This is a genomic window from Rhodococcus sp. NPDC055112, assembly GCF_053607505.1.
On sequence record NZ_JBSGTR010000031.1, the window covers coordinates 1 to 16,075 of the forward strand.

General features: G+C 70.2%; 11 protein-coding genes. 7 read left to right on the top strand and 4 right to left on the bottom strand.

What is annotated here, in order from left to right; genetic code table 11:
* Positions 1 to 37 precede the first annotated feature (37 nt).
* The 3 genes from ACWFRB_RS15050 to map all read right to left on the bottom strand — a co-directional run bounded on the left by ACWFRB_RS15050 (position 38) and on the right by map (position 2,710).
* The gene (locus tag ACWFRB_RS15050; RefSeq protein ID WP_452641943.1) at positions 38 to 952 is read right to left on the bottom strand and encodes an NAD-dependent epimerase/dehydratase family protein; all 915 of its coding nucleotides are present in this window, start codon (positions 950 to 952) and stop codon (positions 38 to 40) included.
* Between the two features lie 66 nt (positions 953 to 1,018).
* Positions 1,019 to 1,834: an SDR family NAD(P)-dependent oxidoreductase gene (locus tag ACWFRB_RS15055; RefSeq protein ID WP_452641944.1), complete on the bottom strand. Its 816-nt coding sequence runs from the start codon at positions 1,832 to 1,834 to the stop codon at positions 1,019 to 1,021.
* 108 nt (positions 1,835 to 1,942) lie between these two features.
* A complete protein-coding gene (map, locus tag ACWFRB_RS15060; protein ID WP_452641945.1) occupies positions 1,943 to 2,710 on the bottom strand; it encodes a type I methionyl aminopeptidase in 768 nt (255 codons plus the stop codon).
* Positions 2,711 to 2,761: 51 nt separating this feature from the next.
* Here map and ACWFRB_RS15065 point away from each other — a divergent pair, with 51 nt between their 5' ends.
* Together ACWFRB_RS15065 and ACWFRB_RS15070 are read left to right on the top strand one after the other, a co-directional pair.
* Positions 2,762 to 3,031 carry a helix-turn-helix domain-containing protein gene (locus ACWFRB_RS15065; protein WP_452641946.1) on the top strand — a complete coding sequence of 90 codons (270 nt, stop codon included), beginning with the start codon at positions 2,762 to 2,764 and terminating at the stop codon, positions 3,029 to 3,031.
* Between the two features lie 66 nt (positions 3,032 to 3,097).
* A complete protein-coding gene (locus tag ACWFRB_RS15070; RefSeq protein WP_452641947.1) occupies positions 3,098 to 3,637 on the top strand; it encodes a VOC family protein in 540 nt (179 codons plus the stop codon).
* On the opposite strand, the gene ACWFRB_RS15075 is transcribed toward ACWFRB_RS15070, so the two are convergent.
* Positions 3,634 to 4,791: an erythromycin esterase family protein gene (locus tag ACWFRB_RS15075; protein ID WP_452641948.1), complete on the bottom strand. Its 1,158-nt coding sequence runs from the start codon at positions 4,789 to 4,791 to the stop codon at positions 3,634 to 3,636. The genes ACWFRB_RS15070 and ACWFRB_RS15075 overlap by 4 nt on opposite strands.
* A gap of 81 nt (positions 4,792 to 4,872) precedes the next feature.
* Here ACWFRB_RS15075 and ACWFRB_RS15080 point away from each other — a divergent pair, with 81 nt between their 5' ends.
* From ACWFRB_RS15080 to ACWFRB_RS15100, 5 genes are all read left to right on the top strand, one after another.
* Positions 4,873 to 5,613, top strand: a complete 741-nt coding sequence (locus ACWFRB_RS15080) for a TioE family transcriptional regulator (protein WP_452641949.1) — start codon at positions 4,873 to 4,875, stop codon at positions 5,611 to 5,613.
* A gap of 54 nt (positions 5,614 to 5,667) precedes the next feature.
* On the top strand, positions 5,668 to 7,311 hold the full coding sequence (locus tag ACWFRB_RS15085) for a GMC oxidoreductase (RefSeq protein ID WP_452641979.1): 1,644 nt from the start codon (positions 5,668 to 5,670) through the stop codon (positions 7,309 to 7,311).
* Between the two features lie 101 nt (positions 7,312 to 7,412).
* Positions 7,413 to 9,203, top strand: a complete 1,791-nt coding sequence (locus ACWFRB_RS15090; RefSeq protein ID WP_452641950.1) for a glycosyl transferase — start codon at positions 7,413 to 7,415, stop codon at positions 9,201 to 9,203.
* 30 nt (positions 9,204 to 9,233) lie between these two features.
* On the top strand, positions 9,234 to 12,545 hold the full coding sequence (locus ACWFRB_RS15095; RefSeq protein WP_452641951.1) for an arabinosyltransferase domain-containing protein: 3,312 nt from the start codon (positions 9,234 to 9,236) through the stop codon (positions 12,543 to 12,545).
* 172 nt (positions 12,546 to 12,717) lie between these two features.
* Positions 12,718 to 16,026 (top strand): arabinosyltransferase domain-containing protein, encoded by a 3,309-nt coding sequence (locus tag ACWFRB_RS15100; protein WP_452641952.1) that lies wholly within the window; start codon positions 12,718 to 12,720, stop codon positions 16,024 to 16,026.
* The last annotated feature ends 49 nt before the right edge of the window (positions 16,027 to 16,075 follow it).

Sequence of the window (16,075 nt, forward strand, 5' to 3'; positions counted from 1 at the left end):
GAGTTCGCCAGGCCGGGGGCCGGATGCATTCGAGTGGCTAACGAGATGCGGCTCGCACCACCCGGACCAGTTGTTCGGCCGCACGCGCGCAGTCGTTGCGGGTGTAACCGAGCCTGGACACGTCCGCAGGCGTCGGCTCATAGGACAACCTGTTGCCGCGACCCTGGACGATGAACGCGTCCGGTAGCAGCGGGTGCTCCTCGTCGCGCTCGTCCACGACCCGATTTCCACCGGCCGCATCGACGAGAATCTGGAAGAACTCACGGTACGAGAGGTTCTGGTCGCCGATGAGATACGCGGCACCCGGCTCCGCATTCTGCAGGGCACCCCAGATCGCCTCCGTCAACGAACTGGCAGACATGTAGTTCGTGCCGCCCGCGGGAGCGAAGTCGGGAACATCGGGCTCGTCTCCTGACGCCCACGAGATCATCCGGCGGTAGCGACCGGCGGACGCACCGGGGACGGCGCCGATGATCGACGGGGGGTTCAGCGTGCAGATGTTGAACGTCTCGTCGGCGAGGGCGCGGGCACCCTCGTCGGCTGCCCGCCGGGCGGCGATATAGGGGTTGTCCTCGGCCAGATCCGGGCGAAGCTGGTGGTAGTAGCTCCCGACCTGGACGAAGCGCGGGACGCCTGCCTGCTTGGCGAGCGCAGCGAATCGTGGGACGCCAACGCTCTGAGTCTTCTCCCAGAACGGCGCATCGTCGATGTCGGGGTCCTTGTGCCGCACGTCCTGACCGGCGGCGAACACGATTCCGTCGAACCCGGCCAATTGCTCGGTGGTGAAGGACGGAACGGTGTAGTCGCCGATCAGTACGGGGAAGCCGGCAACCGGCGATTCATCCGGAATCGCACCCCGGGCCGCGAGCGTGACGTCGTTGCCCTGGTCACGCAAGTGGAGGGCGGCATGGGCACCGATCATTCCGGTGCCTCCGACTACGAGGATCTTCACAGCAGTGAACCTTTCGAATATGAACCGAGGGAAGGCGGTCCGGCATTTGGGGAGTCCAGCGGACCATCAGGGATTGCGCGGGCGGTTGGTCCAGCCACCGGTCGCGCGAGGCACCCAGCCGCCGGAGCTGTGAGTGCCGCCGTCGACGTGGACGGTGCCGCCGGTGACGTAACGGGCGAGATCGGAGGCGAGGAACAGGGCGGCACCTGCCACGTCCTCGGGCTGACCCGGTCCGCCAAGCGGTGACCAGGCGGGCCACAGCGGAAGTTCCTCGGCGGGTACGAGTTCGGCGTAGGGAACCTGGACCGTTTCGATGAGATCCGGGGCGATCGCATTGACGCGGATGCCATGTGGCCCGACCTCGGCGGCGAGCGAGCGGGTGAACTGCATCAGCGCGGCCTTGTAAGCGGAATAGACGGTGTGGCCGGGGATGGCTCGGTGCGCCTCGACCGTGGTGAGGTTGACGATCGATCCGCCGCCGCGTTCGGTCATTGCAGGAAGCAGCGCATGCGTCAGTCGCAACACGTGGCCGAGGTTCGCCTCGTGCAGTTCGACCCACTGGTCGGGATCGTCCACGACGAAGGGCTGCGACGCGCGAAGGAAATGCCCGACGTTGTTGACCAGGACGTCGGGGCGGTGTTCGAGGAGCGCGGGATGGACGCGCGGCCCACGGACATCGGTTTCGATCGCGTCGATGAGACCGCCTGCGGCGCGGTCGAAGTCGAGCTCCGAGACCGGGTCGACGTCGGCGACGAGGACGTGCGCGCCGTGGGCGGCGAAGCTGCGCGCGATCGCGGCGCCGATACCGGCGGCGCCGCCGGTGACGACGGCCCGCTTTCCGGCCAGCAATGCACCTGGGAGATAGGCCGCTCGGTGTGACATGGACTCATCTCACACCGCGCGGTACCCCATAACCGGAAAAAATCCCGATGAGTGAGAACTGCATCGGTTCGTGCCCGCGGATGCCCCCGGGTGGTCGGTTCTGCGCGCTCAGACCGCGGTGAGGATCAGTGGCCCGTCCGCGGTGATGGCGATGCTGTGTTCGCTGTGCGCCGCGCGGGTGCCGTCGAGGGTGCGCAGCGTCCAGCCGTCCTGGTCGTGCCGGTAGTCGTCGGTGCCGCCGCCGATGAGCATCGGCTCGAGCGCGAGCACCAGGCCTGCGCGCAGCTTCATCCCCCGGCCGGGCCGTCCCTCGTTGGGTACGTCGGGGTCCTCGTGCATGGCGCGACCGATGCCGTGGCCGCCGTGATCGGCGAGCACACCGCGTCCCCTGCTCCTGGCGAAGGCCCCGATGGCGTCGGCGATGTCACCGATCCGGTTCCCGACCCGCGCCGCCTCGATGCCCCGCGCGAGCGCCGCCTCGGTGTCCGCGATCAGGCTCAGGTCCGCGGGGTCGGCCGTGCCGACGACGAAACTGATCGCCGAGTCGCCGCACCACCCGTCGAGAAACGCTCCGCAGTCCAGACTGACCAGGTCGCCGTCGGCCAGCCGGTAGTCGGTCGGGATTCCGTGCACGATCGCGTCGTTGACGCTGGCGCACACCACGCCGGGGAACGGCGACGGCGCCCAGGCGGGGTGGTAGTCGAGGAAGGCCGGGGTCGCGCCCGCCTCCCGGATCACCGCCGCCGCGGCCGCGTCCAACTCACGCAGGCTCACCCCGACCGCTGCCGTCTCCCGCGCCGCCGCGAGGGCCTGCGCCACCACCCGTCCGGCCGCCCGCATCGAGCGCACCTCTACGTCTGTCTTGATCTCGACCATGCCCACCTCTCCCGTGTTGCCAATAACTATACCGGTATTACTATAGGGGCCATGGTGCGCGTGCCGCTGACGGCGGAGGAACTCGAACGGGGCAGGCGGCTCGGCGAGCTGCTGCGCGGAGCCCGCGGCGATGCCAGCATGGTCGAGGTCGCGCTGGACGCGGGCATCTCCGTGGAGACGCTGCGCAAGATCGAGACCGGCCGCATCGCGACGCCCGCGTTCTTCACCGTCGCCGCCCTCGCCCAGGTCCTCGGACTGTCGCTGGACCTGGTCGCCGAGGCGCTGGCCGATCCGCCCCCGCGACGCGAGGCCGCCTCGTAGCCACCGCGCACACGTCGCCGTGAATGCGGACAGAATCTGACCGGATTCGATGAAAGCCTCGCGGGCATGACCACGAGAGAGCTGATCCGACCCAATTCCGACCTGTTCAACGGCTACGGCAGCCTGAACGCCTTCGCGGCAGTGAAAGGCCGTGGAGGCGCGCGGGCGTTCATCCGTTTCCTCGCTGAGGTGCTCGACGGGCACGAAACCGAGGAAGCGCACACCGAGGACACCGACGGGTTGCTGATCCACGCGGAGGTCCGGATCGGGGACTCCTGCCTGATGGTCGTCGACTCCAAGCCGGACTGGGCGTTCACCCCGGCCCTGCTCCAGGTGAATGTCACCGACTGCGACGAGGTCCTGCGGCGCGCCGGCGCGAGGGGCGCCCAGGTGATCACGTCGACCACGCCGTTCTACGGGGGCAGCTCCCTCGCCCGGTTCGTCGACCCATGGCACAACGTGTGGTGGCTGTTCGGCCCGGCTATCGAGGGCGCGCCCGAGCCGACCTGGGAACCCGACGCCGTCGCCGAGGAATCGGCGATCCACGCAACGATCTGCGAGGCGATGCGCACCCTCTCGCCGCCCACGACCTCCGGCGAGGCCTAGCCGACAGCGGGCGCGAGCGCCGTTGCGCCGGAACTGATGTGCAGGATGGTGCCGACCGTGTCGAGGGCCGTCTGGTCGAGGGGGAAATAGCCCTGCGCGGGCGTGGTGTCGGTGCGGGGGCGAGCGGCGGCGACCGCGGTGGCGGACGTCAGACCCCAGGTGGCGACCCGTGTCTGGAGGACGCCCTCGTACGTGTCCGGCTCGGGTTCGCCGAGCCCGATCGCGTCGCTGCGGCCGAGGCTGCCCGCGACGAAGGCGTACTTCTCGCCCACCAGCGACCCCACGATGGCGCCGACGCTGGACCACTCGAGGTCCATGTCCGCCATGCGCATGGTGCTCGGGTTCTCCTGCAGGTGACGGTTGTGTGCGAAGGCCATTGTCGCCCCCCGCTCCGCCTCGTCGCTTCGGATGTCGAGGAGATTCCGGGCCATGAGCGCATCCCGGGTACCCAGCAGGAGCGACACCCGCGCGCTCTCGTCGATGCGCTGCGCCGCCTGGCGGTGATAACGGAGCAGGCCGAGACCGGCGGTGAGATACGTCTTGGCCCTGCGCCATTCGGCGTGTGAGGTCGTCGCGATCATCTCCGGGGCCCGCGCGTAGAGCGTGGTGAGCAGGTCGTCCGCAACCGAACGCAGCCGGTCTGCCTCGGCCGTGGCGCCGATCGACGCGGCCGAGTCCATCACCGCCTCCGTGCGACTCCAGCGGTCGTCCTCGCCGCAGAGACTCGCGATGTCGAGGTCGAGCCCCAGGTAGTCGCGGGCGTATTCGAGATGCGTTCGCGGGCTGGGTGCGCTGGTGGTCTCCAGCGGAGCGTCAAACCCGTGAAAGCTCAATTGTTCTGCCGGCGACAGGTTCTCGTTGTACTCACGCATCCAGGCAACCAGTTGCCGATTGGCGTCCAGGTCCCCGAAGCCGTGGGAGAAGCCTTCGCTCATCGCCAGATCGAGGCTTCCGGCTCCCTCCCGCACGAAGGAGTTCACGGTCAGCGCGGCCACGCGATCGGTTTCCAGGGCGATCGACCGGAAGCCGTGGTCGACCAGTTGCGCGAACAATACGTTGCGGACCCGCGCAAAGGCGGGTTCCAGATGCGTCGGCTCACCGAGCGCGAGGATGTCGCATGATGCGGGTACGAGGTCTCGAATGTCCTGGCTCATGTGTCTCAATCGTATCGTTGAAAGGTCGGTTGAGACTTCTCGAGCATTGACCGGCCTGATGGGCGGTAGAGTCTCAAACCAGTGAGAACCCTGCGACCATCCGACCTCGCCCGCGAGCACGGCATCTCGACCCAGGCGGTCCGCAACTACGAGCGGGACGGCTTCATCCCGCCCGCCGAGCGCACGCCCAGCGGCTACCGGGTCTACAGCGAGGTGCATGCGGCGGCACTGCGCGCCTACCTCTCGCTCATCCCGGCGTACGGGTACGCGGCAGGCAGCCAGATCATGAACGCACTCCACGAGGGGGACCTCGAGAACCTCCTGGCGATCATCGACCGTGCCCACGGCCAGTCGCTCCGCGATCGGGACACCCTCGATGCCGTCAGGAAAGCGGCACATCACCTGACGACCGAATCCGACACCACCACAGACATATTGGACGATTCCGAAACCTGGACCATCGGTGAACTCGCGCGGCACCTCCGCGTCACCCCCGCGACGCTGCGCAATTGGGAAGACGCAGGCATCCTCGACCCAGCCCGCGATCCGGCCACCCGATACCGCCGCTACCGCGCGAGCGACGTCCGCGACGCCGAGCTCGCCCACCTCCTCCGGCGCGGGAGCTATCCGCTCGACCACATCGCCACCGTGATCCAACAGATCGGAAAAGCAGGCGGCACAGATGCATTGGCCGCGGCGCTGGATGACTGGCAACGACGACTCACCGCACAGGGTCTCGCCATGCTCCAGGCTTCCGGCCGGCTCGGCCACTACGCGGGTGTGCTCGACCGCGACACGACGTCTATCCGCCACGCCGACTGATTTATCGTTTAACTGTTCGTTTGGGCAACGGCCGCGTAGGTTGCCGACGTGACCATCGTCGAGCAAGCGCCGCAACCCCACCCGAACCGCCGGTCCGTCCTGCGCGGCGCCGCCCTTGGTGTCGGCGCGCTGGCCGCGGGTGCGGCCCTCGGGCCCATCTCCGCCGCGCGTGCGGGCGCCTCCCCGTCGGCGTTGACCGGCAAGACAGCCGTGGTGGTCGGCAGCGGCTTCGGTGGCGCGGTCGCGGCGCTGAGGCTCGGCCAGGCCGGCGTCCGAACCACGGTTCTCGAGCGCGGCAGGCGCTGGCCGGTGAACCCGGACGGCACCACCTTCTGCACGATCAACGAACCCGACGGCCGATCCGCCTGGTTCGCGGACCACCCGCCGATCAACCAGCTGACCCGGCTGCAGTCCATCGCCCGGTACCCGGGCCTCATCGACCGGGTGTACGGCAACGGCATCGACGCCATCTACGGCGTCGGGGTCGGCGGCGGCTCGCTCGCGTTCGGCGCGTTCACGCCGCAGCCCCGGCGCAAGGATTTCGCCACGGTCTTCCCCGCCCAGATCGACTACGACGAACTCGACCGGACGTACTACCCGCGCGCCAAGAAGATGCTGGGCACCTCGCCCCTCCCGGCGGACCTCCTCGCGAACCCCGCTTACCGGGGTGCGCGCGCCTGGTTGGACTACATCGAGGATTTCGGCGGAGAACCCGTCCTGCACGACTTCTGCGTCGACTGGGACGTCGTCCGCGAGGAACTCGCCGGCCGCACGCCCGCGTCGTACTCGATCGGCGAGGGCCCGTACGGCAGCAACTCCGGCGCCAAGAACAGCGTCGACCACAACTACCTGCCTGCGGCCGAGGCCACCGGGAACGTGACGATCCTCCCGCTGCACGAGGTCATCGAGATCCGGGAGATCTCCGGGCAGGACCGGTTCGAGGTCGTGGTCAAGCGGATCGACGAGTCCGGCGCGGTGCGGGAACACAAGACGCTCGTGGCCGACTACGTGTTCATGGCCGCCGGCTCGTATTACACCTCTGCGCTGCTCGCGACCGCCAAGGCGAAGGGCACGCTGACCCGGCTGAACGACCACGTCGGCAAGGGATACGGAAACAACGGCGACTTCCTCATCGCCCGGGGGCTGCTGCGCCGGGACTGCGGGGCAAAGCAGGGCGGCCCCGGCGTCGCGGTGATGTACGACGACGACAATCCGGACGGCCCGATCTCGATCTCATGGGAGGCGTCACCGTTCCCCGACCTCGCGGGCGGCTCGAACATGGCGAACCTGATCCAGGTCATCTCGGACGAACGCGGCTCGATCGACTACAACCCGGCGACCGGGCGGGCGGAACTGAACTACCCGTTCGGCGAGTCGAACAGCAACGTGGATGCGCGCGGCCGGAACTTCGCCGGCCGATTCCACGAGCGGACCGAGACCCGGTTCGGTTCACCCGCCACCGGGATCCCGATCTACACCCGGCTCAGCGACTTCGGCTCCGGGTGCACGTGGCACGGACTCGGCGGCATGGTGATGGGCCGGGCGTGCAGCCACGAGGGGCAGGTCGACGGCTACGCCAACCTGTTCGTCGTCGACGGCGCGCTGCTGCCGGGATCCTCCGCGATGGTCAATCCGGCGCTGACGATCACCGCGGTGGCGGAGCGCTGCATGGACCGCTTCGTGGCCGCACGGTCCTGAGCGGCCGACCGCCGACAGGAACCTCACAGGGCCGGTGAGTACGGTGGCCGGGGCCAAGGGGCTCGGCAATCCGTCGGCCCGCCGACGGACAGGAACGTGCAATGCCCCAGGCACCCATGCTGGCGGACCCCGCGAGGACCTCGACCGCACCGAGGTCCGCGCGCGCCGTCGTCGGTCGCCTGCGGGGACACCTGGCCGGGCCGGACGTGGCCGCCGCGCTCGGGTTCACCGCGCTCGCGATGGTGGTGCTCGGTCGCCAGTGGCGCTCCCCCACCGTCGGCTACCTGCTCGGCAGCGGCCAGGACCAGCGGATGTGGGAGTGGTTCTTCGCGGTCGCGGCGCACTCGGTGACCCGGCTGGAAAACCCTCTCGGCACGCTCCTGCAGAACTATCCCGACGGTGTGAACCTGATGGCCAACACGGCCATGTTCGGCGTCAGCATCCCGCTCGCGCCGGTCACGCTGCTGTTCGGCCCGACCGCCACCTGGACGCTGGTGCTGACCGCGGGGCTGGCCGGGACCGCCTTCGCCTGGTACTGGCTGCTGTCCCGGTTCGCGGTGCGGTCGCGGGCCGCGGCGGCCGTCGGCGGGCTGTTCTGCGGTTTCGCCCCCGGGATGATCTCGCACGCCAACGGTCACCCGAACTTCGTGGCGCTGGCGCTGCTGCCGCTGATCCTCGGCTGCGTGATCCGGCTCAGCCACGGCGCGGGCACCAAGGCCGCTGTCGCGCTCGGCCTGTTGGTCGCGGCGCAGATCCTGCTCGGCGAGGAACCGCTGCTCATCTGTGCCATGTCCTTCGCCGTGTTCACGGCGGCGTACTTCGCCTTTCGGCCGCGGCTCACCCGCGCCGCGGTGCGGGCCGCGTGGCGACCGCTGCTGCTGGCAGCGGTGATCGCGCTGGCGATCACCGCGATCCCGTTGTGGTGGCAGTTCTTCGGGCCGCAGAGCTACAGGGTCATCGATCACGGGGCGATGGGCAACGATCTCAAGGCGCTGCTGCAGTTCCCGGCGCAGTCGCTCGGCGGGCGCACCAACCCCGGGCAGGACGTCTCGATCGGCGCCACCGAGGAGAACGCCTACTTCGGCTGGCCCCTGCTGGCTCTCGTCGCCGCGGCGTCGGCCTGGTTGTGGCGGTCACCGCTCGCCCGGGCGGCAACGGTGACGACGCTCGCGATGGGCGTGCTCTCGCTCGGGTCCGAGCTGACCATCGGGCGGAACCGGACCGGGATCACCCTGCCGTGGGCGTGGTTCGAGCACGTCCCGCTGCTCGAATCGGTGCTCGAGACCAGGTTCGCGATGGGCGCGGTCCCCGCGATCGCGCTGCTGCTGGCGATGGCGACGGACCGTGCCGTCCGCGAGCGGGTGACGCTGGTGCCCTGGTGCATCTGTCTGGTGCTCGCGCTGCTGCCGCTGACACCGATGCCGCTGCCCGCGGTCGACCGCAAGCCCGCTCCCGAGTTCTTCGCCGACGGGACCTGGCGCGGATACGTCGACGACGGCTCCATCGTGACGGTCCCTCTGCCCCGCCCCGAGGATGCGCGCGCGCTGTCCTGGCAGACCCAGGCTGATTTCGGCTTCCCGCTCGCGGGCGGCTACTTCGTCGGACCGGCGGGCGCCGCCAAGAAGGCCAAGTACGGCCCGGACGATCGGCCGACGGCGCTGTTGCTGGCCGAGGTGGCCAAGACCGGCACGGCGCCGGCGATCACCGACGAAGTGCGCGCGCAGGCGGTCGCGGACCTGAGGTTCTGGCGGGCCGACGCGCTCGTGCTCCCGCCGGGCCGAAACCATCAGGTGCTCCGCGAGACGGTCAGCGAGCTGCTCCGCGACAGCGGTCATGCCGCCGACGACGTCTGGGTGTGGGATGTGCGCGGCCTGGTCGCCGCGGGGCACTGAGCCGGGCGCCGTCCCATACGATCGGACCTTGTGTCCGACGCGCCTGAATCCACGCCAGCCGACCGCACCTCCCTGCGCACCGCCCGCCTGATCGCGGTTGTCGCGGGTCTGGCCGGGCTGCTGCTGGCCGTCCTCACCCCGCTGCTGCCGGTCAAGCAGACCACCGCCAGCGTGTCCTGGCCGCAGAACGGCGCCCTGACCAGCGTGTCCGCACCGCTGGTCAGCTACGAACCGCTCAGCCTCAGCGCGCACATTCCCTGCGCGGTGGTGACGCAGCTACCGCCCGACGGGCAGGTACTGCTCTCCACCGCCCCGAAGCAGGCGGCGGAGGCCGAGCTCGACGGCCTCACCGTCAAGGTCGCGGGCGATCCCGCGAGCGAGACCGGCCGCGAGGTGCAGGTGATCCTGCGCAACAGCGTGCTGCTCTCGGCACCGCTGGCCGACGTCGCGGCGAAGTGCTCGGCGATCACCGTGTTCTCGGACGCCACGCACACCACCGCCACCTTCGCCGGGCTGAGCAGTGACAATTCGAGCGGCCCGCTCGGCGACGCGGGCGAGCCGCTGAGCGTCGACGTCGCAGGCGACCTGCGCCCGCAGATGGTCGGCATCTTCAGCGACCTCCAGGGCGCCGCCCCCGCAGGCCTCGAGGTCCGCGCGGACATCGATTCGCGGTTCTCCTCCAGCCCCACGCTGTTCAAGCTGCTCGCGATCATCGTCGGGACGCTGGCCACGCTGATCGCACTTATCGCGCTGCATCGCCTCGACAGCACCGACGGCCGCGCCGCACGCCGCTTCCTGCCCAGGCACTGGTTGCGTTTCACCGGCGTCGACGGCCTTGTGGTCGGCGTCCTCGCGCTGTGGCACTTCATCGGCGCGAACACCTCCGACGACGGTTACCTGCTCAACATGGCCCGGGCGTCGGAACAGGCCGGCTACATGGCCAACTACTTCCGCTGGTTCGGCGTCCCCGAGGCCCCGTTCGGCTGGTACTACGAGGTGCTGGCCGCGATGGCCAAGATCTCCACGGCCAGCCCGTGGATGCGCCTGCCCGCACTGCTCGCAGGCATCCTCTGCTGGATGGTGATCAGCCGCGAGGTGATCCCCCGCCTCGGTAACGCGGTGCGCCACAACCGGATCGCGATCTGGACCGCCGGACTGGTCTTCCTCGCGTTCTGGCTGCCCTACAACAACGGCCTGCGGCCCGAGCCGATCATCGCCCTCGGCGCGCTGCTGACCTGGTGCTCGATCGAACGCGCCATCGCCACCGGCAGGCTGCTGCCCGCCGCCGTCGGCGTGCTCATCGCGGCGTTCTCGCTTGCGGCCGGTCCGACCGGCGTGATCGCCGTCGCCGCGCTGATCGTCGGCGCCCGGCCGATCACGGCGATCCTGGTCACCAGGGCCCGCCAGGTGGGGTGGCTGCCGTTGCTCGCGCCGGTCGCCGCGGCAGGCACCCTGGTGCTGGCCGTGGTCTTCGCCGACCAGACCCTCGCGACCGTGCTCGAGGCGACCCGGGTCCGCACCCTGGTCGGCCCCAACGTGAAGTGGTTCGACGAATACCACCGCTACGACGCGCTGATGAACGTCTCCCCCGACGGGTCGCTGGCCCGGCGGTTCGGCGTGTTCACGATGATCCTCTGCCTGGTCGTCTGCGCGATGATCATGCTGCGCAGGGGAGGCAAGATCCCTGGCGCAGCCGCCGGTCCGTCGCGGCGCATCCTCGGGATCGTGTTCGGCTCGCTGGTGCTGATGATGTTCACCCCCACCAAGTGGACCCACCACTTCGGCGTGTACGCGGGCCTGGCCGCCTCCATCGCCGCGCTGACCGCCGTCGCGGTCGCCGCGGCCACGCTTCGCTCGCGCCGCAACCGCACGCTGTTCGCGTCGGGCGTGCTGTTCCTGCTCGCGCTTGCGTTCACCGGCTCGAACGGCTGGTGGTACGTCTCCAGCTACGGCGTGCCGTGGTGGGACAAGCCGCCGTCCATCGCAGGCAACGCCTTCTCCACCGCGTTGCTCGGCCTGGCCGTGCTTGCGCTGCTGCTGGCGGGCTGGCAGCACCTGCGGGCCCCGTACCGGCCGGAGGAGCAGGCGGCCCCGCCGCGCGGGCTGCGGGCGCTGCTCGGTTCCCCGCTCACGCTCGCGGCCGCGTTCGTGGTGCTCTTCGAGGTGCTGTCCCTGGCCAAGGCCGCGGTCGCGCAGTATCCGGCGTACTCGGTGGCCCGCTCGAACGTCGAGGCGCTCGCGGGCGACACCTGCGCGCTGGCCGACGACGTGCTCGTCGAGTCCGACGCGAACGCAGGAACGCTCACCCCGGTCAGCCCCTCGGACAACGCGCTCGGGGCGGAGGCGGATGCCGGCTTCACCCCCAACGGGGTGCCCGTCGACCTGACCGCCGACGAGGAGAACAAGGCCGCGGGCGGCGCGAACACCATCGACAGCGACGCCACCACGACCACCTCCGGCACCGCGTCCGGCACCGGCGGCGGCACCGGCAACACGGGCATCAACGGCAGCTCCGTTGCCCTGCCGTTCGGGCTAGACCCGGCGCGCACCCCGGTCCTCGGCAGCTACCAGACCGGCGAGCAGTCCACCGCGAAGCTCACCTCCGGGTGGTACAGGCTGCCGGATACCGGCTCTGCCGGTACATCGGCTCAGCGAAGCGATGCGGCGCCGATCCTGGTGGTCACCGCCGCGGGCCGGATCCGGTCCGTCGACGCCGACGGCGTCGTCACCTACGGCCAGGACCTGGTCGTCGAGTACGGCGCCCCCGCTGCCGACGGCACGATCGAGGCACGCGGCAGCCTGCTGCCCATCGACATCGGCCCGTCGCCGTCGTGGCGGAACCTCCGGGTCCCGATGGCCGACATCCCGGCCGATGCCACCGCCGTGCGGCTGGTCGCGAACGACCACGACCTCTCCCAGCGGCAGTGGCTGGCCGTCACGCCGCCCCGGGTACCGCAGCTGCGGACGCTGAACGAGGTGGTCGGTTCGAGCGCACCGGTGCTGCTGGACTGGTCCGTCGGCCTGTCCTTCCCCTGCCAGCGGCCGTTCGACCACGAGTACGGGGTCGCCGAGGCGCCCGAGTACCGGATCCTGCCGGACCGGGTCGGCGCCGACTCCACCAACGGCTGGCAGGACAGCCTCGGCGGCGGACCGCTCGGCTGGACCGACCTGTTGCTCAGCGCGGAGACGATGCCCAGCTACCTCGACCGCGACTGGGACCGCGACTGGGGCTCGCTGGAGCGGTTCACGCCGCTCGACGAATCCGCGGTGCCCGCCCGGGTGGACACCGCGACCGTGACCCGGTCCGGGCTGTGGGACCCGGGGCCGATCCCGGCACGGTGACGGCGGCTGCGATCGCGAACCCCGCGATCGCAGCCGATCCCCTCCGCCGCGGCGACCGACCAGGCCGCTGAGCTGGGGCGGAGAGCCGAGCCACGGGGGCGTGGATCACCGATTGGGGAGATTCTCCGTAGCGATGTGAACGCCGACCGACCCTCGCCTACCATCGTGAACCGTGCCCGACGTCGTGACAGCCACTGAACCAGCCATTTCCGTACCGCCGCCACCGGTCGACTTCAGAGCGAAGTACCGCACCGCGCGGCTGATCGCGGTCGTCACCGGTCTGCTCGGTGCGCTGTTCGCGTTGGCGACCCCGTTCCTGCCGGTCACCCAGACGACGTCCACCCTGAACTGGCCGCAGGCCGGGGTCACCGCGAGCGTCGACGCGCCGCTGATGGCCCAGGTGCCGATCGACCTGCAGGCGACGGTGCCGTGCGCGCTGGTCCGCGAGCTGCCCGCGGAGGGCGGCCTGCTGCTGGCCACCGCCCCGCCGCAGGGCACGGAGGCCCCGCTCAACGCGATGTTCATGCGGGTCACCGCCGAGACCGTTGACGTGCTCGTCCGCAACGTGGTCGTCGCGTCCGCCCCGCGGGCCCGGGTCGAGGCCGGTGGCTGCACGGCCATCACCTTCAGCTCCGACATCAACAGCACCACCGCCACGTTCGAGGGGCTGTCCATCGGCGGCAACCCGGTCACCGGAACCCTGACCGGAGACCTGCGGCCGCAGGTGGTGGGAGTCTTCACCAGCCTGGACGGCCCCGCGCCCGCCGGACTCTCGTTGACGGCGAACATCGATTCCCGGTTCACCTCCTCGCCGACGCTGATCAAGAGCGCGGCGATGGTGCTCGCGGTCCTACTGACCATCTCCTCGCTGGTCGCGCTGGCCCGACTCGACGGCACCGACGGCCGCGGCCACCGGCGCTTCTTCCCGTCGCACTGGTGGCGGTTCAAGCCGGTCGACGGCGCGGTCGTCGGCGTCCTCCTGGTCTGGCACTTCATCGGCGCGAACACCGCGGACGACGGTTACCTGCTGACGATGGCCCGGGTGTCGGAGCACGCCGGCTACATGGCCAACTACTTCCGCTGGTTCGGCGTCCCCGAGGCCCCGTTCGGCTGGTACTACGAGGTGCTGGCCGCGATGGCTAAGATCTCCACGGCAAGCCCGTGGATGCGCCTGCCCGCACTGCTCGCAGGCATCCTCTGCTGGCTGGTCATCAGCCGCGAGGTGATCCCCCGCCTCGGTCGCGCGGTCCGGCACAGCTCGGCCGCGGTGTGGACCGGCGGGCTGGTGTTCCTCGCGTTCTGGATGGCCTACAACAACGGCCTGCGCCCGGAGCCGATCGTGGCCCTCGGCGCGCTGCTGACCTGGTGCTCGGTGGAGCGCGCCATCGCCACCGGCAGGCTGCTGCCCGCCGCGGTCGCTATCGTGATCGCCGCGTTCTCGCTCGGCGCCGCCCCGACCGGCCTGATGTGTGTGGCGGCCCTGCTGGCAGGCGCCCGGCCGATGGTCCGGATCCTGGTCCGCAGGCACCGCGAGGTCGGCGCCTGGCCGCTGATCGCGCCGCTGACGGCGGCGGGCACCGTGGTGCTCGTCGTGGTGTTCGCCGACCAGACCTTCGCGGGCGTCCGCGAGGCCACCAGGGTGCGCAGCCTGATCGGGCCGAACATGAACTGGTACGAGGAGTTCCTCCGGTACTACTACCTGTTCGTGCAGACGGTCGACGGTTCCGTGGCCCGGCGGTTCGCGTTCCTGGTGATGATCCTCTGCCTGTTCACCACCCTGTTCGTGCTGTTGCGCCGCAAGAAGATCCCCGGTGCGGCCGTCGGCCCTTCGTGGCGCCTGCTCGGCGTGGTGTTCGGAACCATCTTCTTCATGATGTTCAACCCCACCAAGTGGACCCACCACTTCGGTGCGTATGCGGGCATCGCCGGTTCGCTTGCCGCGCTCACCGCGGTGGCGGTCTCCGCCTCCGCGCTGCGCTCGCGCCGCAACCGCACCATGTTCGCGGCGGGACTGCTCCTGGTGCTCGCGTTCTCCTTCTCCGGCATCAACGGCTGGTGGTACGTCTCCAGCTACGGCATCCCGTGGTTCGACAAGACCGTCTCGCTCGGCGGCAGGCAGCTCAACTCGGCACTGCTCGCACTGTTCGTCGTCGCCGTGCTGGTCGTCGCCTGGCAGTACTTCCGTGAGGACTTCATCGGCACCGAGGTGAAGGCGTCCAGCGAGAAGGGCAGGCGCATCAAGAAGTTCGCGGCCGTGCCGCTGACCGTGGTGGCCGCGCTGATGGTGCTGTTCGAGGTGCTCTCGCTGGCCAAGGGCGCGGTCTCCCAGTACCCGGCGTACTCGCTGGCCCGCTCCAACATCGACGCCGTGACCGGATCGCCGTGCGGCCTGGCCGACGCCGTGCTGACCGAGGCGGACCCGAATGCGGGCCGGCTGCAGCCGGTCTTCGACCCGGCCGACCCGCCCGCGAACCCGAACGACCCGCTCGGGGGCAGCAAGCCGACCGGGTTCAGCCCGAACGGCGTGCCCACCGACCTGTCCGCGGACTACACCGAGGTCAAGCCAGGCCAGTCGAACACCGACGGCCAGTCGGTGGGCGCCAACTTCGCCACCGGCTCCAACGCCGGCACCGAGGGCGGCACCGGGGCGGTCGGCGTCAACGGCAGCAACGTCAAGCTGCCGTACGGGCTGAACCCCGCGACCACGCCGATCCTCGGCAGCTACCAGACCGGGGTCCAGGAGCCTGCCAGCCTCACCTCCAGCTGGTACGGGCTGCCCGCGCGCAGCGAGCAGTCGCCGCTGGTCGTGATCTCCGCGGCAGGCCGCATCTGGTCGGAGAGCAAGGACGGCGAGGTCACCTACGGTCAGTCGCTGCTGCTCGAGTCCGGGCACCGCGAGGCCGACGGCACGATCACCGCGCTTGGCACCTACCTGCCCAAGGACATCGGCCCTGCGCCGTCGTGGCGGAACCTGCGGATCCCGATCGACGAGCTGCCCGCGGGCACCGACGTGGTCCGGATCGTCGCGAACGACCCGAACCTGACCGGCGATCAGTGGCTCGCGTTCACCCCGCCGCGGGTGCCGCAGCTGCAGTCGCTCAACGACTACATCGGCACCACCCAGCCGGTGCTGCTCGACTGGGCGGTCGGCCTGCAGTTCCCCTGCCAGCGCCCGTTCGACCACAAGTACGGCGTTGCCGAGGTCCCCGGATTCCGCATCCTCCCCGACCGGCCGCTCGCGGTCAGCTCCACCGACACCTGGCAGTCCCACGAGAACGGCGGACCGCTCGGCTGGACCGAGATGCTCGCGGAGGCGTCCACGGTGCCGACCTACCTGGCCCACGACTGGGGCCGCGACTGGGGCGCGTTGGAGCGGTACACGCCGTACTTCCCCCAGGCTGAGGCCGCCGTCGTCGACACCGGCGAGGTGCGACGCTCCGGCTTCTGGAGCCCAGGCATGATGCGCGTGTACGAGAAGTAGTCGCGCCCGCACGACGAAGACCGGCTCGCCACACGGGGAGCCGGTCTTC